24 protein-coding genes are annotated in these 25,377 nt (G+C 65.1%); 9 read left to right on the top strand and 15 right to left on the bottom strand.

What is annotated here, in order from left to right; all coding sequences use genetic code 11:
* Positions 1–188 precede the first annotated feature (188 nt).
* Positions 189–1,166, top strand: coding sequence for an HpcH/HpaI aldolase/citrate lyase family protein (locus AC1RRE_RS04730; RefSeq protein ID WP_492979940.1), 978 nt, complete (start codon positions 189–191; stop codon positions 1,164–1,166).
* Between the two features lie 154 nt (positions 1,167–1,320).
* Here the strand turns inward: AC1RRE_RS04730 and AC1RRE_RS04725 are convergent, their stop codons facing one another.
* From AC1RRE_RS04725 to AC1RRE_RS04715, 3 genes are read right to left on the bottom strand one after another with little or no spacing between them, the layout of a single operon-like run.
* Positions 1,321–3,255 (bottom strand): polysaccharide biosynthesis protein, encoded by a 1,935-nt coding sequence (locus AC1RRE_RS04725; RefSeq protein ID WP_492979939.1) that lies wholly within the window; start codon positions 3,253–3,255, stop codon positions 1,321–1,323.
* Positions 3,256–3,262: 7 nt separating this feature from the next.
* Positions 3,263–4,279: an MraY family glycosyltransferase gene (locus AC1RRE_RS04720; protein ID WP_492979938.1), complete on the bottom strand. Its 1,017-nt coding sequence runs from the start codon at positions 4,277–4,279 to the stop codon at positions 3,263–3,265.
* Positions 4,276–5,469, bottom strand: coding sequence for a glycosyltransferase family 4 protein (locus AC1RRE_RS04715; protein ID WP_492979937.1), 1,194 nt, complete (start codon positions 5,467–5,469; stop codon positions 4,276–4,278). Before AC1RRE_RS04715 ends, AC1RRE_RS04720 begins: the two co-directional genes overlap by 4 nt.
* Before the next feature lie 164 nt (positions 5,470–5,633).
* On the opposite strand from AC1RRE_RS04715, the gene AC1RRE_RS04710 reads away from it, so the two are divergent.
* The 4 genes from AC1RRE_RS04710 (at position 5,634) to AC1RRE_RS04695 (ending at position 9,362) form a co-directional block, all read left to right on the top strand.
* On the top strand, positions 5,634–6,938 hold the full coding sequence (locus AC1RRE_RS04710) for a nucleotide sugar dehydrogenase (RefSeq protein WP_492979936.1): 1,305 nt from the start codon (positions 5,634–5,636) through the stop codon (positions 6,936–6,938).
* Positions 6,939–7,003: 65 nt separating this feature from the next.
* Positions 7,004–8,143 (top strand): CobW family GTP-binding protein, encoded by a 1,140-nt coding sequence (locus AC1RRE_RS04705; RefSeq protein ID WP_492979935.1) that lies wholly within the window; start codon positions 7,004–7,006, stop codon positions 8,141–8,143.
* Positions 8,140–8,544 carry a hypothetical protein gene (locus AC1RRE_RS04700; RefSeq protein ID WP_492979934.1) on the top strand — a complete coding sequence of 135 codons (405 nt, stop codon included), beginning with the start codon at positions 8,140–8,142 and terminating at the stop codon, positions 8,542–8,544. Before AC1RRE_RS04705 ends, AC1RRE_RS04700 begins: the two co-directional genes overlap by 4 nt.
* Complete coding sequence (locus tag AC1RRE_RS04695; protein ID WP_492979933.1) at positions 8,541–9,362, top strand: hypothetical protein; 822 nt, start codon at positions 8,541–8,543, stop codon at positions 9,360–9,362. The genes AC1RRE_RS04700 and AC1RRE_RS04695 overlap by 4 nt, the downstream gene beginning before the upstream one ends.
* Before the next feature lie 6 nt (positions 9,363–9,368).
* Here AC1RRE_RS04695 and AC1RRE_RS04690 read toward each other — a convergent pair whose 3' ends face one another.
* On the bottom strand, positions 9,369–10,406 hold the full coding sequence (locus tag AC1RRE_RS04690; RefSeq protein WP_492979932.1) for an asparaginase: 1,038 nt from the start codon (positions 10,404–10,406) through the stop codon (positions 9,369–9,371).
* Positions 10,407–10,463: 57 nt separating this feature from the next.
* Between AC1RRE_RS04690 and AC1RRE_RS04685 the strand changes: the two genes are divergently transcribed.
* Together AC1RRE_RS04685 and AC1RRE_RS04680 are read left to right on the top strand one after the other, a co-directional pair.
* Positions 10,464–10,979, top strand: a complete 516-nt coding sequence (locus tag AC1RRE_RS04685) for an RNA methyltransferase (protein WP_492979931.1) — start codon at positions 10,464–10,466, stop codon at positions 10,977–10,979.
* Between the two features lie 289 nt (positions 10,980–11,268).
* A complete protein-coding gene (locus AC1RRE_RS04680) occupies positions 11,269–12,702 on the top strand; it encodes a hypothetical protein (RefSeq protein WP_492979930.1) in 1,434 nt (477 codons plus the stop codon).
* Positions 12,703–12,741: 39 nt separating this feature from the next.
* On the opposite strand, the gene AC1RRE_RS04675 is transcribed toward AC1RRE_RS04680, so the two are convergent.
* The 8 genes from AC1RRE_RS04675 to AC1RRE_RS04640 form a co-directional block, all read right to left on the bottom strand.
* Complete coding sequence (locus AC1RRE_RS04675) at positions 12,742–13,410, bottom strand: hypothetical protein (protein ID WP_492979929.1); 669 nt, start codon at positions 13,408–13,410, stop codon at positions 12,742–12,744.
* 122 nt (positions 13,411–13,532) lie between these two features.
* The gene (rpsA, locus tag AC1RRE_RS04670) at positions 13,533–15,260 is read right to left on the bottom strand and encodes a 30S ribosomal protein S1 (RefSeq protein ID WP_492979928.1); all 1,728 of its coding nucleotides are present in this window, start codon (positions 15,258–15,260) and stop codon (positions 13,533–13,535) included.
* Between the two features lie 124 nt (positions 15,261–15,384).
* Positions 15,385–16,038: a (d)CMP kinase gene (gene cmk, locus AC1RRE_RS04665; RefSeq protein ID WP_492979927.1), complete on the bottom strand. Its 654-nt coding sequence runs from the start codon at positions 16,036–16,038 to the stop codon at positions 15,385–15,387.
* Between the two features lie 79 nt (positions 16,039–16,117).
* Complete coding sequence (locus AC1RRE_RS04660) at positions 16,118–16,759, bottom strand: alternative oxidase (protein ID WP_492979926.1); 642 nt, start codon at positions 16,757–16,759, stop codon at positions 16,118–16,120.
* 75 nt (positions 16,760–16,834) lie between these two features.
* Positions 16,835–18,019 carry an HPP family protein gene (locus tag AC1RRE_RS04655; RefSeq protein ID WP_492979924.1) on the bottom strand — a complete coding sequence of 395 codons (1,185 nt, stop codon included), beginning with the start codon at positions 18,017–18,019 and terminating at the stop codon, positions 16,835–16,837.
* Positions 18,020–18,163: 144 nt separating this feature from the next.
* Positions 18,164–19,129 carry a tripartite tricarboxylate transporter substrate binding protein gene (locus tag AC1RRE_RS04650; protein WP_492979923.1) on the bottom strand — a complete coding sequence of 322 codons (966 nt, stop codon included), beginning with the start codon at positions 19,127–19,129 and terminating at the stop codon, positions 18,164–18,166.
* A gap of 38 nt (positions 19,130–19,167) precedes the next feature.
* Positions 19,168–20,316, bottom strand: coding sequence for a CaiB/BaiF CoA transferase family protein (locus tag AC1RRE_RS04645; protein ID WP_492979922.1), 1,149 nt, complete (start codon positions 20,314–20,316; stop codon positions 19,168–19,170).
* Positions 20,313–21,233 carry a hydroxymethylglutaryl-CoA lyase gene (locus AC1RRE_RS04640; RefSeq protein WP_492979921.1) on the bottom strand — a complete coding sequence of 307 codons (921 nt, stop codon included), beginning with the start codon at positions 21,231–21,233 and terminating at the stop codon, positions 20,313–20,315. The genes AC1RRE_RS04645 and AC1RRE_RS04640 overlap by 4 nt, the downstream gene beginning before the upstream one ends.
* A gap of 144 nt (positions 21,234–21,377) precedes the next feature.
* On the opposite strand from AC1RRE_RS04640, the gene AC1RRE_RS04635 reads away from it, so the two are divergent.
* Together AC1RRE_RS04635 and AC1RRE_RS04630 are read left to right on the top strand one after the other, a co-directional pair.
* A complete protein-coding gene (locus AC1RRE_RS04635) occupies positions 21,378–22,283 on the top strand; it encodes a LysR family transcriptional regulator (RefSeq protein WP_492979920.1) in 906 nt (301 codons plus the stop codon).
* A gap of 78 nt (positions 22,284–22,361) precedes the next feature.
* Positions 22,362–23,273, top strand: coding sequence for an EamA family transporter (locus AC1RRE_RS04630; RefSeq protein WP_492979919.1), 912 nt, complete (start codon positions 22,362–22,364; stop codon positions 23,271–23,273).
* 141 nt (positions 23,274–23,414) lie between these two features.
* Here the strand turns inward: AC1RRE_RS04630 and AC1RRE_RS04625 are convergent, their stop codons facing one another.
* From AC1RRE_RS04625 to AC1RRE_RS04615, 3 genes are read right to left on the bottom strand one after another with little or no spacing between them, the layout of a single operon-like run.
* The gene (locus AC1RRE_RS04625; protein ID WP_492979918.1) at positions 23,415–23,816 is read right to left on the bottom strand and encodes an SRPBCC family protein; all 402 of its coding nucleotides are present in this window, start codon (positions 23,814–23,816) and stop codon (positions 23,415–23,417) included.
* An 11-nt stretch (positions 23,817–23,827) separates the two neighbouring features.
* Positions 23,828–24,178 carry a VOC family protein gene (locus AC1RRE_RS04620; RefSeq protein ID WP_492979917.1) on the bottom strand — a complete coding sequence of 117 codons (351 nt, stop codon included), beginning with the start codon at positions 24,176–24,178 and terminating at the stop codon, positions 23,828–23,830.
* A gap of 28 nt (positions 24,179–24,206) precedes the next feature.
* Positions 24,207–25,070 carry a helix-turn-helix domain-containing protein gene (locus AC1RRE_RS04615; RefSeq protein ID WP_492979916.1) on the bottom strand — a complete coding sequence of 288 codons (864 nt, stop codon included), beginning with the start codon at positions 25,068–25,070 and terminating at the stop codon, positions 24,207–24,209.
* Positions 25,071–25,377: the final 307 nt, after the last annotated feature.

Here is a 25,377-nt window from a genome sequence, read left to right as displayed (position 1 = left end):
CCGGGCCGATAGCGCCACACGAACAGATTCACGATTTCCAAGATCGGGAATTTAAGAACATATACGATACATTAAATAGGATAAAAATCAAATCCTGCCGATAACCCCTTCTCCCTACGTCACGCTTGCCAAGGCCGTCCGGGCTAGTTAGCAGTTGCAACATAGAAAAAAGAGGGAGCGTTGCCGCCATGAGCTTCAAGACCATCACACCTGCGCCGGCCCGGCTGAACCGCTGCGAACTCGCCGTGCCCGGCAGCAATGTGAAGCTGTTCGAGAAGGCGGCGAAATCCGCCGCCGATGTGATCTTCCTCGACCTGGAAGACGCGGTCGCTCCCGACGACAAGCCGCAGGCGCGCAAGAACATCGTGCAGGCGCTGCATGATGTGGACTGGGGCCGCAAGGTGATGTCGGTGCGCATCAACGGGCTGGACACCCATTACATGTATCGCGATGTGGTCGAGGTGATCGAGGGCGTCGGCGACAAGGTCGACCTGATCATGGTGCCCAAGGTGGGCACGGCGGCCGACATCTATGCCGTCGACATGCTGCTGACCCAGATCGAGACCGCGAAAGGCTTCAAGAAGCGCATCGGTATCGAGGCGATCATCGAGACCGCGCTGGGCATGCAGAATATCCACGAGATCGCAGCGGCAAGCCCTCGCATGGAAAGCCTGCATTTCGGCGTCGCCGATTACGCCGCCTCGACGCGCGCCCGCACGACCTCGATCGGCGGGCCGAATGCGCTCTATGGCGTGCTGACCGACAAGGACGGCGACAAGCCGCGCGACTATTTCTGGGGCGACATGTGGCATTACGCCATTTCACGCATGGTGGTGGCGGCGCGCGCCAACGGCCTGCGGCCCATCGATGGTCCGTTCGGCGATTTCTCGGACAACGAGGGCTACAAGGCACAGGCCAATCGTGCTGCGATCCTCGGCTGCGAAGGAAAGTGGGCGATCCACCCCAACCAGATTCCGCTGGCCAACGAGGTCTACACGCCGCCAGAGGCGGAAGTGACCAAGGCCAAGCGCATCCTGGAAGCGATGAAGGCGGCGCAGGCGGCCGGCCAGGGCGCGGTGGCGCTGGACGGCAAGCTGATCGACATCGCCTCCATTCGTCAGGCAGAGGGCATCGTCAAGCAGGCCGAGCTGATCGCGAAGGGGTGACAACCCCACAGATCGTCACCTTCGGGCCCAAGAGATCATCTTGGCCGAGGGTCCATCCCCATCATCGGCGCATCTGAACACGCAGATGGACCCCCGGAATAAATCCGGGGGTGACGATCTTTATTGTCGGAAAATTAGGACGCGATCTTACGTCTTACTTCGCCGCCGTCTCGGCAGCGCCCGGCACTTCGCCATTGGGTGCGTGGCGGAATTCCGGCACCAGCTGCACCAGCAGGCGCAGCAGCGCCGCGCTGTCGCGCGCCTTGGCCGCCTCGGTCAGCGCGGCGATGGCACGATCCAGTTCGGTGCGGTCGGTGACACGCGGCGCCGCCAGCAGCACGCCGTCCTGCGCCGTCGGCACAGTGGTTTCGTCGCTGTGCAGCACTTCTTCATAGAGCTTTTCGCCCGGCCGCAGGCCGGTGAAGGCGATCTTGATGTCCTTGTCGGGATTCAGCCCGGCCAGACGGATCATCTGCTGCGCCAGATCGCGGATGCGCACCGGCTCGCCCATGTCGAGCACGAAAATCTTCCCCTCGGCCTGCAGCTGATCGCCCGGCATGGCGGCAGCCTGCAGGATCAGTTCGACTGCCTCGCGCGTGGTCATGAAGAAGCGCGTCACATCGGGATGCGTCACCGTCAGCGGGCCGCCTTGGGCGAGCTGGCGCTGGAACAGCGGCACCACCGATCCTGACGAGCCCAGCACATTGCCGAACCGCACGGTGACATACTGCGTGTCGGTGCCGGCCTCGAGATCGAGACTCTGGCACACCATCTCGGCCACGCGCTTGCTGGCGCCCATCACGTTGGTGGGGTTGACCGCCTTGTCGGTGGAGATCATCACCATGATGGCGACGCCATGGCGCTTGCTGGCCTGCGCCACGACCTGCGTACCCAGCACATTGGTCAGCACGCCCTCGCCCGTATTGGCTTCCACCAGCGGCACATGCTTGTAGGCCGCGGCATGCAGCACGATCCCGGGGCGGTGCGCGGCAAAGGCGGTTTCAACCGCATCGGCGTTGCGCACATCGCCCAGCACGGCCAGTCGCGGCACGTCGGGGAAGCGTTCGGCCAGTTCCATGTCAATCTGGTACAGCGCATGTTCGCTCTGCTCGAACAGAACGATCACGGCCGGCTCCAGCGCCGCCACCTGACGCACCAGTTCAGACCCGATGGTGCCGCCGGCGCCGGTGATCAGTACGCGCCGGCCATTGATCAGCCGGGTGACCGGGCCGCGATCCAGCACGCGCTGCGGCCGACCGAGCAGGTCCTCCACGTCGATGGGACGCACCTGCTGGGGCTCGCCCTCCTTGCGGAATTCGGTGAGGCGCGGCAGGCGGGCGACGCTGATGCCGAACTGGGCGGCATCGTCGACCAGCGCGCGGATAGTGCGGCCGTCAAAGCGATCATCGGCGATGATGATGCGACGCGGACGATCGACATCCTTCATGTCGGACAGGATGGCAGCGAGGTCGCCACGGCCGCCCAGCACACGGATGCCGCGCATGTCGCGGCCGCGCCGACCTTCGGAATCATCCAGGATGCCGACGACGCGATACTGGCCACCGCGCTGCATCTCGCGGATGAAGGCATCGGCGGCGACACCCGAGCCCAGCAGCAGCACCGGCACGCGCGTGTCGTCGCTGCGCTTCAGCGCCGCGATCAGGCTGCCGTCCTTCCAGCTCCGGTACAGCATGCGCGGGCCGGCCAGCAGGCCGGCCAGGATGAAGAACTGCAGGACCGAGGCGCTGCGCGGATAGCTTTCCAGGCGGGTCAGCAGGAACAGGATGGCGAGGAAGACCAGGATCGACAGCGCCGCGCCGCGCAGGATGGCGATCACGTCGCGCAGCGAGGCGAAGTGCCAGATGCCGCGATAGAGCCCGGAGAGCCAGAACATCACGGCGGCGACCGCCACGAAGCCCAGCATGGTGTCGAGCCAGTCGGCCGGCACCCAGGGAATATCGGCGATGCCATAGCGCAGCCACAGCGACAGCATGAAGGACAGCGCCGCCATCACCAGGTCATGCAGCGCGACCAGCATGATGCGGTGATTGAGACGCAGGCGTTTCGGCATTGCGGCGGGTTCGGCCATGATCGGTTCAGTCTACCCGCTGGGCCGTCCTGGCGAAATACCCGCAAAGGCCGGCTGTCAGCAGCACAGCCGCCGCTAGCGCACCCAGGGCGGCCATGAAAGAGTGCAGGCTGACAACGGCCAGACCGATCAGGATGACATTCAGCACCGCGACTCGCCCGGCAACGCCGGCATGGCTGAATTTGGCCGTGGCCTGCTGGTAGAAATGGCTGCGATGGGCACGCCAGATCTGCTCGCCGCGCAGCAGGCGGCGCAGCAGGGTGACGGTGGCATCCATCCAGTAATACATCGGCAGAATCAGCGCTGCGGCCCAGGCGCCTGAAAAGGCCAGCAGCAGCAGCAGCACGCCCAGCATATAGCCGACCGGCACGCTGCCCACATCGCCGAGGAAGACTTTCGCCCGGCCCCAGTTCCAAGGCAGGAACCCCAGCGCTGCCGCGACGATGACCAGCGACGGCCCGTTGACCATGCCGTTGAACAGCAGGGCGGTCACCACCACACTGCCGAGGCCGACACTGATCGTCTCGACGCCGGTGATGCCGTTGATGCCATCCATGAAGTTGAACAGGTTGGTGAACCAGATCCAGGCAAAGAACAGCAGGATGCGTTCCAGCCAGACCGGCAGCAGGCCCTGCGTGACGGTGGCGAAGGCCGGCAGCGCGGCCAGCACGATGCCGATGGCCGCCGCCTGGATGCCGAGGCGCAGGCCGACCGGCAGGCCGCCGCGCCGGTCATCGATCCAAGACACCATCGCCAGCACCATCATGCCCAGCAGCACGATCGCGAATTCCGCGCTGGGATCGAAGATCATCCAGAGCAGGCTGCCGAGCAGAATGCCGCCGGTGACGGCGATGCCGCCGCCGCGCGGCGTGATCTCGACATGGCTGGAGCGGTCGTTGGGAATGTCTAACACGGCGCGGCGCCGCAGCCAGCCGATCAGCGGTTTCAACGACAGGCCGACGGCCAGCGCCACCGCAGCCGCGATGGCCAGCGCGATCAGCCAGTCCTGCACGACGTCGCTCACAGCGCCTCTCCCTGCCGCTTCAGCAGCGTTTCATAAACCGCGAGGCTGTCGGCGACGAACTGCCCGACCGAGAATTCGGTTTCCGCGATAGCGCGGCCGCGCACCGCCAGACGCCGGCGCAGCGCATCGTCTTTCAGCAGGCGTTCGATGGCGGCGGCGGTGGCAGGCGCATCGGCGACCGGCACGAGCAGGCCGTTGTCTTCATGCCGCACCACTTCGCGGCAGCCCGGCGCATCGGTGGTGACGATGGCGCGGCCCACGGCGGCGGCCTCGATCAGGCCGCGCGGCAGGCCTTCGCGATAGGACGGCAGCACGATGATATGGCCGCGGGCCAGCATGGCCGGCATGTCCTCGGCGAAACCCCAATGTTCGACAATGCCCTTGTCCACCCACTGCTGCAGCTGCGCCGGCCCGACATCGGTGGGATTGTCGGGATCGGGGCGACCGACCAGCACGAAGCGTGCGCCGGTATGCCGCAAGCTTTCAGCGGCGGCGGCGAATTCGCGCACGCCCTTGTCACCCAGCAGGCGCGCGGGGAACATCACCACCGGCGGCGCATCGGACCGGACCGGCGGTTCGGGCTGCTCACGGAATTTCTGCATGTCGACGCCGCAGCCGCGGATCATCACCTGCGGGCCGGTCAGCAGCCGGCGCGTGCGGAAGGTGTCGAGGTCGTCGGGATTCTGGAAGATGGCGATGCTGTTGCGGTGGTGCAGCGCGAAGCGATACAGCGGCTCGAGCAGGCGGCGCATCGCGGCGGCCTTTGAATCCTGCCGGATGAACAGGAAGCCCAAGCCGGTGATGGCATGGACGGCGGCGGGCATGCGACCGAGCCGGGCGGCGATGCCGCCCCAGATCACCGGCTTGATCGAGACGAGATGGACCAGCCGCGGCCGCAGCCGCCAATAAAGCGTGAGCAGGGCCAGCAGCAGACGCAGCTCGGCCAGCGGATTGAGGCTGCCGCGCGCCAGCGGGATGGCGTGGAAATGATAGCCCTCGGCCTGCAGCCGGGCGGCCAGGGCCGGATCGGCCGGGGCCGCCACATGGACCTCCCAGCCGCGCGCCCGCATCGCCTGCCCGATGGGCTGGCGGTGGGTGGTGAAGAACAGCGCTTCCTGCACCACGATGAGCAGGCGGCGGCCGCTCTGAGGCCAGCTGGGCTGAGTCCGCCTGGGTTGGTCATGGGCCATGACCGGCCTCTACCGGCTGGCGCGGGGGCGGTCAAGCGGTCAATCTCCCTTATCTATCCAACGCTTTCGGCAGGGCTTACCCGATAGCTTTTGGGCCGGCTTTATTGACAGACCGGAGCAGCCGGGCTACCCCCCTCGACAGGATTTCACGAAAGGTCCGCGGCATGTCCGCCTCTCCCCCATCCTCCAGCCCCCCGGCCCCCCGGATTGCGGTTATCGGCCTTGGCTATGTCGGCCTGCCGCTGGCCGTGGCCCTGGCGAAGCACTTCCCGGTGGTCGGTTTCGACATCGACCGCGGCCGGGTGGAGGAATTGCGGCAGGGCCATGACCGCACCCGCGAGATCGAGGCTCCGGCGCTGCGCGCCAGCACGCTCAAGCTGAGCTGCGAGGCCGCCGACCTGCCGGGCCAGACCATCTACATCGTCACCGTGCCGACTCCGGTGGACGAGAACAACGTGCCCGACCTCAAGCCGGTGCGTTCGGCCTCGCGCACCGTGGGAACGGCGCTCAAGACCAATCCGGCGGCCGGCGCCATCGTCGTGTACGAAAGCACCGTCTATCCCGGCGTGACCGAGGACATCTGCGGCCCGATCCTGGAAGACCTGTCGGGCCTCAAGTGCGGCAAGGATTTCTTCCTCGGCTATTCGCCCGAGCGCATCAATCCTGGCGACAAGGTGCATACGGTCGACAAGATCACCAAGGTGGTGGCCGGCCAGACGCCCGCCGTAGGCGCGCAGCTGGCCGACATGTACGGCCGCATCACCAGCGGCGGCATCCATCTGGCGCCGACCATCAAGACGGCCGAGGCGGCCAAGGTGATTGAGAACGCGCAGCGCGACATCAACATCGCCTTCGTCAACGAGATCGCCATGATCTTCGGCAAAATGGGCATCTCGACCCATGACGTGCTGGAGGCTGCCGGCACCAAGTGGAACTTCCTCAAGTTCCAGCCCGGCCTGGTCGGCGGCCACTGCATCGGCGTCGATCCCTATTATCTCGCGCATCGCGCCGAGGAACTGGGCCATCACGCCCGCATCATCCTGTCGGGCCGCGCCATCAACGACGGCATGAGCGCCTGGGTCGCCGAACGCATCTCCGAGCGGCTGAAACCCGGCAGCAAAGTGCTGGTGCTGGGCATCACCTTCAAGGAAGACGTGCCTGACCTGCGCAATTCCAAGGTGGTCGACCTGATCGCGGCGCTGGGCAAGCTCGGCCACAGCATCACCATCCACGATCCGCAGGCCGATCCCAACGAGGCCCAGCACGAATACGGCCTGATGCTGGCGCCGCAGCTCGACCAGCTCTCGGGTTTCGACGCCGTGCTGGCCGCCGTGCGGCACAAGGAATATGTCGATCTCGACAACGCGGCGCTGGCCCGGCTGGTCAAGGCCGATGGCCTGGTCGCCGACCTGAAAAGCCTGTGGCGCGGCCGCAAGCTGCCCGAGGGCCTGCAATACTGGTCGCTGTAAGTCCTGTGGGGCTGGACAGGCGGGCCACAGCGCCCAAAATACTCCGCCTATAGGAGTTTCGCGTCATGTCCGAACAGATCGACCATCGCATCCCGGTTTCGGTGATCACCGGCTTTCTCGGCGCCGGCAAGAGCACGCTGCTGAACCGTCTGCTGCGCCATCCCGACATGGGCGAAACCGCCGTGATCGTGAACGAATTTGGCGAGATCGGGCTCGACCACGCGCTGATCGCCTCCAGCAAGGAAGACACCATCCTGCTCAGCTCGGGCTGCCTGTGCTGCACCGTGCGCGGCGATCTGGTGAACACCTTCCGCGACCTGACCGCCCGGCGCGACAAGGGCGAAATCAAGCCGTTCAAGCGCGTGGTGATCGAGACGACCGGCCTGGCCGACCCCGCGCCCGTGCTGCACACCCTGATGAGCGATCCGGTGGTGGCCGAACGCTGCCGGCTGGAAAGCGTGGTGACGCTGGTCGATGCCGTGAACGGCGACGGCACGCTGGACCATCACACCGAGGCCGTGAAGCAGGCCGCCGTCGCCGACCGCCTGGTGCTGACCAAGACCGACCTGGCCGACGCCAAGGCTGTGCAGAAGCTGCGGCATCGCCTGCAGCACCTGAATCCTGGCGCTGCCGTCTTTACCGCCATCGGCGGCGACATCGCGCCCAAGCAGCTGTTCAATGCGGGCCTGTATGATCCGGCGACCAAGAGCTTCGACGTGCAGAACTGGCTGCGCGCCGAATCCTACGAGGCCGGACACGATCATGGGCACGACCATCATCATGATCACGAGCATCATCACCATGATCATGGGCACGATCATGGCCACCAGCATTTCGAGACCGCCGATGGCAAGCTGGACGTGAACCGGCATGATGCCTCGATCCAGTCCTTCTGCCTGACCTTCGACGAGCCTTTCGAGTGGAACACGCTGGCCACCTGGCTCGACCTGCTGGCCGCCTATCGCGGCGACAACCTGCTGCGGGTGAAGGGTCTGGTAAATGTGACCGGCGTCGACCGCCCGGTGGTGATCCACGGCGTGCAGCACCTGTTCCATCCGCCAGCCACCATTCCGGCCTGGCCCGATGCCGACCGCCGTTCGCGCATCGTCTTCATCACCCGCGAGCTCGGCCGCGAGGTGATTGAGCAGACGCTGGTGGCGCTGCTGAAAGCCGAACCCGACCCAACCTCGGTGCCCGCATCATGACCGACCAACCCACCTTCCCGCCGGCCACGGCCGCCGCCGGTTTCGCCGGACTGATCGCGCTGGCCGAAACCTTCACCCGCATCGTGCAGGCCGAGACCGAAGCGCTGCGTCGCGGCGAACGCCAGGGCTTCGAGGCGCTGACCGCGCGTAAGGGCGAGTATCACGCGGTGCTGCAAGACAGCATGGCGGCATTGGCGCCGCGCCGCGACCAGGCCACGCCGCAGGAACGCGAGGCCTGGAAAAAGGCGGCGGCCGACGCGGAAGTCGCGCTGCAGGACAATGCCAAGCTGATCGCCGGCGAACAGCTGCAGGCGGCGGCGATGCTGGACATGCTGCGCGACGGCCTGCGCAAGAACAGCATCGGTTACGGCCCCAATGCGAGGCTGAAGCCGCGTTCATGACCAATGCCGCGCCGGCCGACGATCTGGCCGCCAACCCCGACCTGCAGGACCTGATCCGCTCCTTACGCGCCACCGCGCTGACCCGCGTCTTCTCGCTCACCTATGACGACCGCAAACTCTGGGTCAAGACCACGGGCCGGCCGCGCCTGAGGTCCTCGGTGCTGATGCAGCGCGCGATTGCCTTTGTCTTCGCTTTGCCGATCCTGCGGCCGGCACGATCGCCGAGCGGTGCCCTGGGACTGGCCGCCGAGGCCACCGCGATCCGCAAGCTGGATGCCGCCGGTTTTCCGGTACCGCCCGTGCTGGCCTGCACCGGACAGTGGCTGGTGCTGGGCGATTCCGGCATGGCGCTGGAAGAGCGGCTGAATGCGACCGGCGACATCGATGCGCGCTGGCAGATGATCTCGCGCGCCGGCGACCTGCTGATGCGCCTGCATGCCGCAAACCTGTGGCATGGCGGTGCGCAGATCCGCAACTTCAGCTGGACCGGGGATGCGCCCGGCCTGCTGGATTTCGAGGATCACGATCTTCCGGGCATGACGCTGCATGAGCGCCAAGCGCGCGATCTGCTACTGTTCCTCTATTCGCTGATGCGCTACGACCGCAACTTGATACCGCCACGCCTGCCTGCACTGGCTACCGTGATGGTCTCGCAGGCAACCCCTGAAGTGCGCGCAAGTCTGGCGACACTGCGCCGCCGCATGCGGTGGCTGCTGAATCTCGCGCGCATGATCGCACCCTATGCCGGACGCGACGTGCGACAGGCCGTGGCCGCCGATGACGCTCTCGCCATCGCGCTGGCCCAGCCGATCAACTAGACTGCCTCAGAAGGCCGGCGGCTCAAGCCCGATGCTGCCGACATTGATGCCGCACCAGTTGTTCAGCGACTGCTCGACCAGCGGACGCACATGCTCGCGGCCAGCATCGTCCAGCAGCTTCAGATGCTCCAGCAGGCCGCCGAGCGCCGTTTGAGCGGCGCGCGCCGTACCGTCCAGCACTTTAAGCGCGATCCCCAGCCCCAGTTCGGCCGAGGCCGCAGTATAGACGCCCTCGGCGCCGGTCTTGGCAATGAATCGTCCCTTGCCGGCTTCCATCACCGCCGTGCAGAAACGGTCGCTGCCGGCCACATAGAACGGCTCGGCCGCGACGGCAGCAGCGATGCGCTGCGCGGCTTTCGCGCGCGCAGGCGACAGGCCCTGTCCGGTGACGAAGCGCGCGAACCCCCAGGCGAGATTGCGCAGCGGGATCGCCATGGTCGGCATCGAACAGCCATCGACCGCGATGGTGGCGGGATCGATCTTGATGCCACAGACATCTTCAATCGCAGCCGTGACGCGGCGCTGCACCGGATGATCGGGCTTCACATAGCCGAGCAGATCCTCGCCCAGATGCGTCGCCACCGAGACCATGCCGGCATGCTTGCCCGAGCAGTTGTTGTGCAGGGTGGTGGGCGCTTCCTGGCGACGCGCGATCTGCCGCGCGGTTTCCTCGTGATAGGGCCAGTGCGCGCCGCATTCGAGATCATCAGGCGTGCGGCCGATGCGCTTGAGCCAGGCGGCCACGGTCTCGGTATGGGCCGCCTCGCCGCCATGGCTGGCACCCGACATGGCGAGTTCCTTCAGGCTGAGACCGAAAGCATCGGCCGCGCCGCTTTCGACCAGCGGCAGGGCCTGGATCGCCTTGTTGGACGAGCGCGGGAAGATCATGGTCTCGGGCTCGCCCCAGGCCGCCACCGTCCTGCCGGCGGCATCCGTGATCACGGCCAGCACGGGATGGCGGCTTTCCACTTGCGCGCCACGCCGGACCTCGACAATAAAGGGCCGCGCACCGGGCGCAGGCAGGGGGGCGAAGGGTTGGCCCATGGCTTTACTCCTGTCTTGAAACCGGTGGCTTTATACACGCATGGAGCAAGGCTGGCGATGCGCGGCTTTTTCGGAATCGGCGTCGAGGGCATGAGCAAGCCCATGAATGCCGGCAATCTCTTCCGCACGGCGCATGCCTTCGGCGGCAGCTTCGTCTTCACCATTGCCGCCACCTATTCGGTGAACGCGGCACGGTCGGATACCAGCAAGACCCCCCATAACCTGCCCTGGTACACCTACGACTCGGCGGCCGAGCTGAGCCTGCCGGCCGGCTGCAAGCTGGTCGGGATCGAGCTGCTGGACGAGGCCATCGAACTCCCAAGCTTCCGCCACCCCTTGCGAGCGGCCTATGTGCTGGGTCCCGAAATGGGGTCGCTGAGCCCCGAGCTGGTCAGCCGCTGCGACCACATCATCAAAATCCCGACCAGCTTCTGCGTGAATGTCGGGGTGGCCGGCGCCATCGTGATGTACGACCGGCTGATCACCCTGGGGAAATTCGCCGAGCGCCCGCTGTCGCCGCTGGCCAAGGCGCTGCCGACGACCAATCCGGGTGGCCGGCACCCAAAGCGATAACCTTGGGTGATGGGGTTAACCCTAGGCGGTTATTTGCCAGCCAATAAAACAGCCGGTTGCAGGCCGGACAATGTCCCGATGCATAGCGCCCGAGTCGACCCGATTTCTAATAGAATCAACAGCCTTGCGCTTCCCTTCGCGGAAGGCCCTGTCATAATGGGCGCGTAAGGCAGGCGTTGCATAGAAGGCCGTAAAGACAGTGAACGCGCCATCGGGGGTTACAGAGGTTGGCAGCGGGGTTGTTCTGTGTCAGGACGCCCATTCGCTATCTGAACGGCGTGCGCGCATCATGATCGGCCGTATCTGCCGCGACTATTTTGACGAGAACATCCTTTCGCCCTTCGAACTGCTGCATCACAGCGGCCATGCAAAGCTGCTGAACGGCGCCGAGAATCTCTGCGCCGCCCTGGTGCAGAAAGCAGCCGTGGCGCAGGCGCAGGCAACCAATTCGCCGGTGCGCGACAAGGTGAAGAAGCTGTATGCCATCACCACGGCGGCGATCACCCAGGTGGAAGCCTTCGAAAAGCGTCTGCCGGCCACGGCACTGACCCATCGCCTGCTGGCGCAGCTCACCACCTCTGATCCGCTGTATGGCATCCGCATCGCCTATTGCGGCCTCGCGCATCACCTGGACAAGTGCAAGACCTGGACCGAGAAGGCCGAGAAATGCCTCGACCTCTTCGATGACGCCATCGATCCCACGGCAGCCACCATCCTGGACGAAGCGCTGGCCGAGATTCTGCAGGGCAAGAGCGCCGTGCCGGAGCTGCTGGGCAAATTCCGCGATGCCCGCATCCGCATCATCCAGTTCATGTCGCTGCTCGACCAGCGCTATGCCGTCGACGAGCATGCCTATGAAAACGATATCGCGCGCCGCCTGAACGGCGTTGCCGCCAAGCACAAGATGCCGGCGATGCGGGAAGCAGTGATCCAGCTGATCCGTCGCCTGCTGATTTCGTCGGTGCCGCTGCTGTCGGAAGAGCCGGTCGAGGAATTTGATGCCACGCGCCAGGTTTATGCGCTGCTGACCAGGGAGCGGGACTTCGCGCTGGAACTGGGCGCCGCCGACCTGTTCGAGAAGCGCATGGTTCGTCTGGTGACGTCGGAAAAACTGAACCGCCTGATCCCCGGCCATTTCTCGGCGCCGAAGCTGATGCAGGGCCTGAAGCTGTTCGAGGAAAGCATCGGCGACGGGCCGAAGGAAATCCTGCTCAAATACATTTCCTACCTGTTCGAGCATCGCGACCTGGAAAAGGAATTCGTCGATCCCGCCTACACCATCGAGGAAAAGGTGGAGATCGCCCAGGAGCTGCGCAAGAAGCTGATCAGCGTCGGCCTGTCGGACCATCGCCGCGAGGCCTTCCTCGGCATCCTCGATCCGCTGATCCCGCGTCTGGCCAGCGGCGACCAGCGCAAGGCCACCCGCAACCAGTGCGGCCCGGAAGATCACGTGGTGCTGGAAGGCAATCGCATCCCGCTGAAGAACTGGAGCGTGCGCGGCCTGCTGTTCGGACCGATCACCGGCACTTTCTTCGAGGGCGAAGAGCTGAAGCTGACGGTGAAGATCAAGAACCCGAAGCTGCAGATCACCTTCGATGCCGTCGGCGATGTGGTGCGCTACAGCGACGAAGGCATGGTGGCGATGAAATATACCTGCTCCGACAAGCAGATGGCCAAGAAGGTCGCGCTGTATTTCGATCCGCTGGCCGGCGCCAGGGTCTAAGCCGCGCCTGAGCCGCGCCCAGGCGCGTCAGTCTTCGCTCTATCGCGCCAGTTCGACCGCCAGCGCCGCCGACACACCGGCAAACTCGATCCCCAGATAGTGATACAGCGACGCCGCCACCAGCGGCGCTCCGCTATAGGCCGGCCGCCCCGGCAGCCGACCGTCGGTACCGGCATCGCCGACCGCTGCATCCTCCGCCAGGAAACGGTCGATCACCCCCGTCGTATAGGCGCGAAACAATTCGCTCTGGCCATGATAGCCGATGCCACTGCCCGACCTGTTGCCCTGCGCATACTGTTCCTGCCAGGCCACGCCCAACACGAAACCAAGCGGCCCGGTTCCGGCCTGCGCGGCATCGCGCGCCCATAAACGGCCGGTCATATGCGTCACTGGCTGCGGCACGCGCAGGAACGGGCGCGTGTATTCGATCTCGATGGCAGGCAGGCGCATCATCTCGCCCTGCACCTCGCCCATGTTGAAGGCGATCAGGCCGCGCCGACCGGGCAGGCCGATGAAGGCCACATCGGGACAGCCGATGCGGGCATAGGCCGCCTTCATCCGCTCGGCCTGCCATACCAGGATCGGATCATTCTCGATGAAGGCCAGGCGCTGCGGGCAATGCGGTGTTTGCGCAGACGCGCCCGTCGCGAGCGCCAGAACAAGGGCAATCACCAGGCCAGAAAGACCGCACAACCACCCGCGAACCACAATCAAATCTCCGCTCTCACGCACACTGCCATTTGAGCCACAGGCCGGCGGTGACGGCAATAAAAAACCCCGGCGGATCACTCCGCCGGGGTTTCGTCTTTTCAGACTTGAAAGGCTGCGGCTTACTGGCCGGCCTCGTCGTCCTTCTTCTTGCGCATGGCGGCGCCCAGGATGTCGCCAAGCGACGCGCCCGAGTCCGTGGAACCGAACTGTTCCATCGCCTTGCGATCTTCTTCCATCTCACGCGCCTTGACCGACAGGGTCAGCTTGCGGGCCTTGCCGTCGATGGTGACGATCTTGGCGTCCAGCTTGTCGCCGACCGAGAAGCGGTCGGGGCGCTGTTCGTCGCGATCGCGGCTCAGCTCGGTGCGGCGGATGTAGCCCTGCACGCCGTCGCCGACGCTGACAGAGAGACCCTTCGGATCGACCGCGGCCACCGTGCAGGTGACGACGCTGCCCTTCTTGAGATCACCCAGCGACTGGAACGGGTCGTTCGCGAGCTGCTTGATGCCGAGCGAGATGCGCTCCTTCTCGACGTCGATGTCGAGAACCTGCGCCTTCACGATCTGGCCCTTGCTGTACTCGGTGATGGCCTGTTCGCCAGCCTTGTTCCAGTCGAGGTCGGACAGATGCACCATGCCGTCCACGCCACCGTCGAGACCGATGAACAGACCGAATTCGGTAATGTTCTTGATCTCGCCTTCGATGGTCGAACCGATCGGATGCTTCTCGGCGAAGCCATCCCACGGGTTGGACATGCACTGCTTCAGACCCAGGCTGATACGACGCTTGGCCGGATCGACCTCGAGCACCATCACTTCGACTTCCTGCGAGGTCGAAACGATCTTGCCCGGATGGACGTTCTTCTTGGTCCAGCTCATCTCGGACACGTGCACGAGACCTTCCACACCCGGCTCCAGCTCCACGAAGGCGCCGTAGTCGGTGATGTTGGTGACGCGGCCCATGAAGCGGGCGGTGACCGGGTACTTGACCTTCACGCCTTCCCACGGATCGGCTTCCAGCTGCTTCATGCCGAGCGAGATGCGCTGGGTTTCCGGATTGACGCGGATCACCTGCACCTTGACGGTCTGGCCGATGGACAGCACTTCCGACGGATGGTTCACGCGACGCCAGGCGATGTCGGTGACATGCAGCAGGCCGTCGACGCCGCCGAGATCAACGAACGCACCGTAATCGGTGATGTTCTTGACCACGCCGTCGAGGATCTGGCCTTCCTTGAGGTTGGACACCAGTTCGCTGCGGGCTTCGGCGCGGCTCTCTTCGAGCACGGCGCGACGCGAGACAACGATGTTGCCGCGGCGACGATCCATCTTGAGGATCTGGAACGGGGTCGGCTGACCCATCAGCGGGCCGATGTCACGCACGGGGCGGACGTCAACCTGGCTGCCAGGCAGGAAGGCGACGGCACCGGACAGGTCGACAGTGAAGCCGCCCTTGACCTTGCCGAAGATCACGCCTTCGACACGCTGGTTGGCGTTGAAGCTCTGCTCCAGCTTTTCCCAGGCTTCTTCACGGCGGGCCTTGTCGCGGCTGATGACCGCTTCGCCCATGGCATTTTCGATACGGTCGAGGAAGACCTCGACGACGTCGCCAGCCTTGATCTCGGCGGCACGGCCCGGACCCGCGAATTCCTTCAGCGGCACGCGGCCTTCACACTTCAGACCCACATCGATGATCGCAAAGTCGTTCTCGATGCTGACGACGATGCCCTTTACCACCGAGCCTTCCATGGCGGAAGACGAGGTGAACGACTCTTCGAGCAGGGCGGCAAAATTCTCGTTGTCCGCGGAATACTCTTCCGCAGCCTTAACGGCAGGACGCTTGGCCATATTGTCTCCTAGGAGCCCCTTGGGTTGGTGGCCTGCCGGACGATTAAAACGTCCTCGGGGCGAGCAGGCATCCGGCGCGACGCAAACGGTCCGGAGGGTTGGTTGATGAACCTGAAGACGGGCGTCAGCGCTTCAGGGCCCGGGCGACGATTTCCACCGCCGCCGAGACGGCCGCTTCTATAGCCAAATCCGAGGTATCCAGCAAGTGGGCATCGCCTGCGGCCTTGAGCGGCGCGGTGCTGCGGGCCCGGTCCTGCTCGTCGCGGCGGCGCAGATCGGCCAGGACCCGCTCGAATGTGGCGGTTTCGCCCTTGTCGACCAGCTCGCGATGGCGGCGTTCCGCGCGAACTTCGTCCCGGGCGGTGATAAACAGCTTCACCGGGGCATCGGGGCAAACGACAGTGCCGATATCGCGGCCATCCAGCACGGCGCCGGGCCTGCCCCCGGGAGGCTGCGAAGCGAAGCGACGCTGGTAGTCCAGCAGGGCCGCGCGCACAGCCGGAATGGCGGCAACCTTGGAGGCGGCGAGCCCCACGGCCTCGGAACGCAGGTCCGATGCCGCCAGATCGGATTCATCCAGCGATTCTGCAGCTTTAGATGCAGTTTCCGGATCGGCGGGATCACCCTTGAGGCGCAGCACCTTGGAGCCGACGGCGCGGTAGAGCGAGCCGGTATCGAGATAGGCATAACCGTAACGGTCGGCCAGCCGGCGGGCCAGGGTGCCCTTGCCGGCCGCGACGGGGCCGTCGACGGCGATAATGATGGACGCGGAAGTCATGGCGCCTTGGTAGACGCCGGGTCGGGGAGCCGCAAGGGTTCTGGCCTATTTCCAGGCAGTTATAAGTCTTTTCAATGAGTTAAGCCTCGGCCGGCTTCGCACCCGGCGCTTCGCCGGCCAGGATGCTGGCGAAGCGGTGATTGACGTCGCGATGGTTGCCCTCATCCGCCCGGGTAGCCAGCACCACGTCGCGCAGCCGGGCATCGGGGGCGAGTTTCCAATACGCGATAGCCACCTCCGGGGCCGGGATATTCTCCTGCCGGCCGGCATCGATCTCGGCCAGATACTGCGTGTAGCTGACCACTGCCTCTTCCTCGAGATAGCCGACGATGCGATGCGCGGTCTTGGGTGCCAGCAGGTAGAGCAGGAAGAAGGCGTTGAAGAAGCCGCCCTGCACCAGCAGCACCAGCAGGCGCTCCAGCGCATTCGGCTTGGCGATGGTGACGAACACCATCAGATGCATGCGCTCGTTCTCGGCCTCTTCCAGCAGGGTGTGAATCCAGCCGCGATCATCGGTCATGCGGCGCAGGCATTTCAGATGCACCAGCATGCCGCCGACCATGCCCGGCACGGCGGCGACGGTTTCCAGCACCACGGCGCGATGGCCGTAGCGCTTGGCGAAAAAGGCATCGGCGAAGAAACGCATGAATTTCACCAGCGCCAGGGCGAAGCGATCGGAGAAATCCTGCGGGACGTGATGGGAGGGCTGATCGGAAGACATGACAACTCCTTGGGGCAGGCTGTCGATGCGTCCAGACTAGAAGCTGCCATGCGGCAAGCAAAGCGCAATCAGCCGTCAGGCGGCCGAGGACAGCACCAGGCGGCTGCGGAACAGCGCCGCAATCAGATCGGACTGGGTGACGATGCCGACCAGCCGCTGCTCGTCATCCACAACCGGCAGGTGATGACGGCCCAGATCGGCCATCACCGGCACCAGCTCGGTGACGCGGAGCGCCGGACTGACGCAATGGGCCGGCGCGCTCATGATCTGGTCGACGCTCTTGGCCAGCGGCCAGTTCCGCCAGCTGGCGCGGCGGATGAAGCTGCCCATGCCCTTCAGTACACCGGCCTGGCCATGCCAGCCGGCATGGAGCATCAGGTCGGTCTGCGTGACAATGCCGACAACGCAGCCGTCGTCGTCGAGTACCGGCAACGCTTTGATGCGATGGTCGCGCAGCAGCACCCAGGCGGTGCGCAGCGGCATGTCCGCCGTCGCGGTGGCCACGTCGCGCGACATGATGTCGCCGCAGGTCAGCTCGCCCGCATGGCGATGCCAGGCCTGCATCTCGGCCTGCTGCACCAGCATGCCGAGATCATCGGGACTGACATCGTAAAACTCGCCCTGCTGGCGCAGCACGGTGTCGACATCGGCCGCAGTGACGCCGACGCGCGACAGCGGCAGTGGGTCGGCGGTGTTGTGCGGATTGCGCGGCAGCGTCTTCAGATGCGGATAGCGGCGGCCGGTGATGTTGTTGAATACCAGCGCCACCAGCAGCATCAGCAGCGAACTCAGCCCCACCGGCCAGAAGGCGAAGCCATAGCCTGCGGCCTGGATCGCAGGACCGCCCAGCACCGCTGTCAGCGCCACTGCGCCGCCCGGCGGATGCAGGCAGCGCAGCAGATACATCGCAGCGATGGCACAGGCGGCCGCCAGCGCAGCCGCCACCAGCGGATCGTCGGGTAGCAGCAGAATGGCCGTGGTGCCGATCAGCGCCGATACGATATTGCCGCCCAGGATCGACCAGGGCTGCGCCATCTGGCTGGAGGGCACAGCGAAGAGCAGCACGGCGGAGGCGCCCATCGGCGCGATCAGCACCGGCAGATCGCCCGGACCCAGATTCTGGCCCAGCGCCGCCCGGCCAACTAGGCCGGTGATCAGCACACCAATCAGCACGCCGCAGCAGGCGCGCAGGCTTTCGCCATAGGTGATCGGCCCGAGCGCGGGAATCTGTCGCTTGAAAAAAGAGACGAGGTTCGACATCGGCCTGCCGGCAAAAGCTGCGGGCCGCCTCCGCCATGGATGCGGCCCGCAACAGGTGATGAGTGCCGTGCTATCTAGCAACCGCCCCTATGGCAGGCAATGGGCAAAATGCCGCTCCATTGCACCTGCAGAGGCTGTGAAAGCCTATTCCGGCTTCAGGCCCGCCTGCTCGACCAGCTTGCCCATGCGGCTGGTCTCGGACGCGAAATAGGCCTTCGCCACTTCGGGCGTACTGCCCTGCAGGATATAGCCCTGGGATACCAGCGCATCGCGTACCTGCGGATCGGTCAGCGCCGCCTTGAAGGCGGTGTGAATGCGGGTGACATCCGCCGGCGCCATGCCGGCCGGGCCGATCACGGCGAACCAGCCTTCCAGTGCGTAATTCTTCAGGCCCTGTTCAGCGATGGTGGGAACGTCGGGCATCATGGGCGAGCGCACCGGCGTGGAAACGCCGAGCGCCTTGAGCGTGCCGGCCTTCACATGCTGGGCTGCGACATTCACCGCGACAAAACCGAGCTGCACCTGGCCGCCGAGCAGGTCGGTGACCATCTGGCCGGTGGCGCGGTAAGGCACATGGGTGATGTTCACACCACCTTCGCTGACCAGCATCTGGCCGGCGAGATGAATGATGGTGCCATTGCCCGAGGAGGCATAGTTCAGCGTGCCGGGCTTGGCTTTGGCCAGCGCCAGCAGCTCAGGGATGGTCTTCGCTTCCACCGAAGGATGCGCGACCAGCACGAACGGCGTCGCACCCAGCACCATGATCGGCGTGATGTCGTTCACCGAGTCATACGGGATCGCCTTGTAGACGGCAGGATTGACGACATGATTGTTGGAGACGATGCCGACGGTGCTGCCATCCTTCGGGGCCTTCACGATCTGCGCCGTGCCGGTGACGCCGCCGGCGCCAGGCAGGTTCTCGATCACGATGCCCTGGCCGAGTGACTTCGACAGCGCATCAGTCATCACGCGCGTCGCGCCATCGACGCCCGAACCCGGGCCGACCGGCAGGATGATGCGGGTCACCTTGCCCTGGGCCAGGGCAAGAGACGGCGCCAGCAGCGCCACGGCCAGAACCGCGAGGCCGCGGCGGCTGAAAAGACGGGTCATGGTGATATCCTCCGGGTCGTTTCTGTCGTCAGTCTCAGTCAGTATCGCTCGTACCGGTTGGGCGACGCCAGCTCCGCCAGCACCTCTTCGGTATGTTCGCCCACGGCCGGCAGCGGCCGACGCACATTGAGCCGGCGGCCGCCCATGCGCAGCGGCAGCAGCACCACCTCGGTCTCGCCATCCTCGGTCTGCATGGGAACGATGCCGCCGCTGGCCTTCAGATGCGGATCGTCAACCAGCTGGTCGGGCCGGGCAATCGGTGCATAGGGCAGCCCGGCCGCCTCCAGCTTCGCCGACAGCTCGCCGATCTTGTAAAGCCGCATGGTCTCGCCCAGGCGCTGGATCAGGCCGGGCCGGGCTGCCACGCGCTGAGCATTGGTGCTCAGCGTCGGATCGGCGGCAAGATCGGGCCGGTCGATGATGTCGCAGAGCTGCAGCCACTGCTTGTCGCTGACGGCCGCGATGAACAGCTGCTGGTCGTTGGCCAGCGTGAAGACATCGTAGATACCCCAGGCCGAGACGCGCGACGGCATGGGCGGCGGCGGTTCGCCGGTCATCGAATACTGCTGCATATGCTGGGCATTCAGGAAGACGCAGTTCTCGAACAGCGCGCTCTGGATTTCCTGGCCCTTGCCGGTGTCGCGTCGCTCGATGATCGCCGCCAGCACGCCGATGGCGCCGAACATGCCGCCCATGATGTCGTTGACCGAAGTGCCGGCGCGCAACGGACGGCCAAGCGGTCCGGTCATGTAGGCCAGCCCGCCCATCATCTGCACGACTTCATCCAGCGCCGTACGATGTTCGTAGGGACCCGGCAGGAACCCCTTATGCGAGACATAGATGATGCCCGGATTGCGCGCCGCCAGCGTGGTGTAATCCAGGCCAAGAGAAGCCATGCGGCCGGGACGGAAATTCTCGATCACCACATCGGCGGTGTCGATCAGCTTCAGCGCCTTGCACAGGCCCTCGGGCGCATCGACATCGAGCACGATACTTTTCTTGTTGCGATTGAAGCTGCGGAAAAAACCGATGCCCAGACCCGGCAGCTTGCGCGTGCGGTCGCCGTTCGGCGGTTCGACCTTGATCACCTCGGCGCCAAGGTCGGCGAGGATCATGCCGCAGGTCGGCCCCATCACCATATGGGTGAATTCGATGACGCGGATACCCTGCAGCGGAAGCTTGCTCATGCGGAAACTTTCATGGTTCTGGGCAGACCGGCGCGCCACAGCGTTCCGTGCAGGGTTTCGCCCTGCAGCCAGAGCGCCACATCGGCGCGCAGGCGCAGCAGCCGGTCGAGATCGATGCCGGTCTCGCAGCCCATGCTGGCCAGCATATAGGCGAGGTCTTCGGTGGTGACGTTGCCGCTGGCGCCCGGCGCATGCGGGCAACCGCCGATGCCGGCCAGGGATGCATCAAAGCGAGCGATGCCGGTTTCCATCGCCGCATAGACATTGGCAAGCGCCAGTCCGCGCGTATCGTGGAAATGGCCGCACCAGACTTTGTCGCCAGCGAGCTCGACGGCGCGCGTGAACAGCGCCTTCACACCAGCAGGATCGGCATAGCCCACGGTATCGGCCAGGCTGACGCGGTCGGCGCCGGCCTTCAGCGCGGCATCCATCAGGCGCAAGACCTCGTCCGGATCGACAGCACCCTGGATGGTGCAGCCAAAGGCCGTGCTGATGCCGCCCTCGATCAGCGTTGTCGCGCCCGTTGCATCCCGCAGGTCGCGAATCTGCGACACCATGGCGATCATCTCATCGGGCTCTTTGCGTACATTGGCGCGACTATGTGCGATGCTGGCCGAGATCGGCAGCAGCATCAGGTCGGCGCCGGAGGCGAGTGCGGCTTCGGCGCCCTTGAGGTTCGGCACCAGCACCGAGACGAACAACCCGGGCAGGGTTTTCGCATAGGCTACCAGTTCGGCCGTGTCAGCGAGCTGCGGCAGCAGATGACGGGGGACGAAAGAGCCGACCTCGATCTCGCGCTGCCCGGCCTCCCAGGCGCGGCGAATCCAGTCCAGCTTGCGCGCCGTCGGCAGAATCGTGGCGATGCTCTGCAGCCCGTCGCGCAGACCCACTTCGCGGATGACGATTGGACGCTTCATCGCAGGCCGACTCGCTCCCCAAGGGTTAACCATCATCAGATTGGCGCGGGACAGTAGCCATTCCCGTTCGGCATACAATTGCCATTTCAGAACGCCAGGATTTCCCATCTGGCATGGCTGATCCAGCTATGGCAGGATGCTCCCATGCGTGATCTGGACCTGACCACCCTGCGCCTGTGGGTTGCCGTCTGCGACCACCAGAATATCGCCCGTGCCGGCGAGGCCGAGAATATTGCCGCCTCGGCCATCAGCAAGCGCATCACCCAGATGGAAGCCCAGCTCGGCACGTCGCTGCTGATGCGCGGCCGGCGCGGCGTGCGACCGACTCCGGCGGGACAGGCCCTGCTGGAGCATGCCCGCAGCATGCTGTTCACCCTGGAGCGGATCGAGGCCGACATCTCCGCCTATGGCGGTGGCATGACCGGCCATGTGCGCATGCTGGCCTCACCCTCCGCCATTGCCGAGGCGTTGCTGGACGATGTTGCGGCCTTCCTGCGCGCACCCGACAACCGCGCTATCAAGGTGGATATCGAAGAGCATCTGACACGCGACATCATCCGCTCCCTGCGCGAGGGCGTGGCGTCGGTGGGCATCTGCTGGGACAACACCGACCTGACCGGCGTGGAGCATCGCCCCTATCGTACCGATCACCTGGCCGTGGCGATGCATCCCGACCACCCCCTGGCACATCACAGGAGCCTGCGTTACGAGCAGACCTTCGGCTACGAGCAGGTGAGCCTGCCGCCAGCCTCGTCAGTGCATGTGATGCTGCAGCGCGCCGCGGCACGCGCCGGCCAGACCATCACCAACCGCATCATCGTGTCGAACTTCGATTCCGCCTTCCGCGTGGTGGCCGCCAATCTCGCCATCGGCATCATGCCCAGCGAAGTCGGCAAGCAGTATACCGGTCTGCGCGATGTGGTGATGGTGCCGCTAACCGACAGCTGGGCGCTGCGGCGCTTCGTCATCTGCTTCCGTGAGTATGACACCCTGCTGCCGGCCGCCCAGCGCATGGTCGACCACCTGGGCGCTGCCGCCGAAACAGCCTGAGCCCGGCGAATTCCCCTCAAGGGGGACCTGCACGCTTTTCATTTGCGCGTGCGCCACGCCCAAGCTACGCCATGATCCATGGAATGGGCATGGATACCGATCACCATCTGGGCTGCCGCCTGCCAGACCGTGCGCACCGGCCTGCAGAAGCAGCTGAAAGGCCGGCTCAGTACCAACGGCGCCAGCTTCGTGCGCTTTGCCTATGGCCTGCCGCTGGCCATCGCCTATCTCGCCGCCTGCCTGTATTTCACTGAACGGCCCCTGCCCGACACGCATCTGGAATTCTATGCCTGGACCGCTCTGGGCGGCGTGGCACAGATCCTGGCGACCAATCTTCTCATCCTTGCACTGTCCATGCGCAACTTCGTGGTGGCGACGGCCTATTCCAAGACCGAAGCCTTGCAGGCCGCCGCCTTCGGCATGCTGATCCTGGCCGAGCCGATGAGCATGGGCGGCGTCGCCGCCATCGTGATCGGCACCATCGGCGTGCTGCTGATCTCGCTGAAAGGCAGCGACAATGCCTTGAAGTCCTTCCTGTTCGGCTGGATGGAGAAGTCGGCGCTGATCGGCATCGGCTCGGGTGCGCTTTTCGCCGTCTCGGCCATCGGATTCCGCGCCGCCTCGCTGTCACTGAACGAAGAGTTCCTGCCGCTGGCCGCGGCCACCACGCTGGTGCATGCCATCGTGCTGCAGATCACCCTGATGCTGGTTTATCTGGTGCTGCGCGAGCCGGGCGAACTGCGTCGTGTCGTGGCAGCCTGGCGTCCGGGACTGATCGTCGGCATGGCCTCGGCCGCCGGATCAGCCGGCTGGTTCACCGCCATGGCGCTGCAGGTGGCGGCCTATGTCCGCATGCTGGGCATGAGTGAGATGATCTTCACGTTTCTCATGTCCTATCTGGTCTTCCGCGAGAAGCCATCCCGCACCGAGATCACCGGCGTGATCGTGCTGGTCGGCGGCATCCTGCTCGGACTCGCGGTCCGGAAGTAGCCCGAGCAGGTGCTCGCCCGACGAAACCGCGCTTCGTCGTCAACCGGACAGGTACCGGATTCCAGTTGAGATGGAACTCCCGACGGGAAGGCTAATCCCCGGCAGGACTGACGACGAAGGGCGCAGTTACGCCTTCTCCGATTATGCTGCCTCAAGGGCCTTTTGCGCCGCGACCATACCCTGCTCCATCATGCCGCCAATGGCCGCCGCCATCGCATCGGGCAGCAGGTCGGCGATCCAGACCAGACGGCAGCCTGTACCCTCGGGCACGACCTGGAAGGATGCGCTGTGATGGGTGAGCCGCTCGTTGGGCTCGACCGAATAGGCCAGACGATGCAGCGCCTCATCCACGTGCAGGATGCGTTCACGCGCCACCAGGCCGTTGCCGAAGGTGACCATGCGGGACGCACCGCTAGCCTCGATCTTCGTATCGGTGACGAAGCCGGGGCAGAAGCGCGTGTGGAGGGCCCCGACATCACGCACGACATCCCAGACGCGGTCGGGCGTATTCTTGAGCGTGATTTCCTTGCGGATGCTGGCCATCGGCGATCTCCTCAATCCAGGCAGACGGCTTCTACATTATTGCCGTCGGGATCGAGCAGGAAGCCGGCATAGTAGGTCGGGCTGTAATCCTCGCGCAGGCCGGGAGCGCCGTTGTCCTTCGCGCCAGCCTGCAGCCCGGCCGCATGAAAGGCGACCACTGCCTTGTGGCTTTCGGCACGGAAGGCCACATGGACGGCCGCCTTGGCGTCTTTCGATTCATAGAGCCACAGCGCCGGTGCGCCGGGCGGGCCGAAACCGGTGCCGGAACTGTCAGGCACGAACCCCAGCGGCTTGAGCAGGGCGGTATAGAAAGCACGGCTGGCGGCGAGGTCTTTCACCTTCAGGCCGATATGATCGAACATCGAATCCTCCGTAATTGGAGGATCAGGGTTACGCTGGGAGCCCGATGCGATCTTGGAGAATCTTGCGATTCTTGCCCGGAATAGACTTTCCGCGCGCCGCCTGGCGGAAATCGCGCGGCGTGACCCCGGCGGCGCGGCGGAAGCTGCGCATGAAATTCGACAGGTCGGCAAAGCCCGCGTCATAGGCGATGCCGGTGACCGGCGCATCGCTGTCGACCAATAAACGCGCCGCGCGGCGCAGGCGGGCGCGCACCAGATACTGATGTGGCGTGACGCCCAGCACGCGGGTGAAGACGCGCAGAAAATGGAACGGACTGAGGCCGGCTTCCGCGGCGGCCGCCGCCAGATCGATCTCCTGATCCGCATGGGCGTCGATCCACAGGGCGGTTTCCACGGCGCGGCGGCGATCGCGCGCACTGCCATCGGGCGATGCGATGTCGCTGCCGGTGACCGTCTCGACCACGCGGGCGGCAAAGGCATGGCCGATCTCGTCCAGCCCCAGGTCGCTGTTGCCCTCGGCTGCAGCCTGCGCCAGCTCGCCCAGCACCATCAGCCCGGGCAGCGGCGGCAGCGCGCCGGTGCGCCACAGGGCCTTGCGGTCATGCAGGCTGTCGGTCAGTGCCGGCGACAGGTTGAAGGACAGGCACTCGTCGCCGCAGACATGATGATCGTGAGTGCAGGTGAATTCATCGCCGTGATGACCGGTCAGCACGGCGCCAGCCACCAGCTCATGGGCCTTGCCGCGATAGCGGTAGCCGAAACTGCCGCGCCGGACGAAGGACACGGAGGTGCCGGTATGCTGCTCCTCAAACGGCTTCGCATCCGGCCCCGCTTCGCAGCGGTAGTCGACCACCCTGATCTGTTCGGTTTGCAAAAGCGTGCGGACCTGCATGGTTGCAGACTAGCGTAATCACGCAGTGGCGTCACGCGGCGACCGGCAGTGTACGGAATTTTCACGAAGTCACCGTCTGGTCAATCACGGCCAATCAATCACGAAAAGTTATCCACCAGAATTATCAGCGCGCGGCATACGCGCTTAGGACAACGCCACCTTTCCGTTTGTGCGCCGCCGCAGCCCGTCGCTAGGCTGCCTGCGGGGTTCAGGGCCGTTCTTCGTCAATCAGGCAATATCTTTGCGTCGCGTTCTTTCGCACACGGCTCGCCGTCCTGCGTCACGCAGGATTGCGGCTGCATCCATT

The sequence above is a fragment of the Ferrovibrio sp. GW821-FHT12D07 genome, from assembly GCF_058807275.1.
This window is presented reverse-complemented; position numbering and strand designations above follow the sequence as displayed.